The following is a 376-nucleotide window of genomic DNA, read 5'->3' as shown; positions in this document are numbered from 1 at the left end:
ATAATTCTTCCCATAATTTCTCCCAAAGGGGGCGAAGGTAAATCGACCCATGCGGCTAATCTGGCGGGTTTTTTTGCCGATGCCGGTTTACGCGTTCTCCTGATTGATGCGGATTACTCGCAACCCACGTCCAGCAGTATTTTTCCCCTGAGCTATGAAGCGCCCGCCGGACTGTATGAGTTGTTGATGCAGACGGTGGATCTGAACCAGTCTGAGCAGATCATTTCCCGTTCGGTTATCAAAAACCTCGATATTCTGATCTCCAACGATCCGGATGAACTCCTGCCAACGGCAATGCTGCACGCCCCCGACGGGCGTCTGCGTCTGCGTAATGTCCTGCAACATCCTCTCTTCAGCCAGTACGATATTATTTTCA

1 protein-coding gene is annotated in these 376 nt (G+C 51.1%); it reads left to right on the top strand.

The genetic code is table 11. The features are described 5' to 3' along the window. Positions 1 to 376: ParA family protein (locus FE394_RS19285; RefSeq protein ID WP_319927930.1), on the top strand; the 376-nt coding region annotated here is incomplete at its 3' end.

The organism is Xenorhabdus littoralis, from assembly GCF_033949345.1.
Classification (GTDB): domain Bacteria; phylum Pseudomonadota; class Gammaproteobacteria; order Enterobacterales; family Enterobacteriaceae; genus Xenorhabdus; species Xenorhabdus littoralis.
This window is presented reverse-complemented; position numbering and strand designations above follow the sequence as displayed.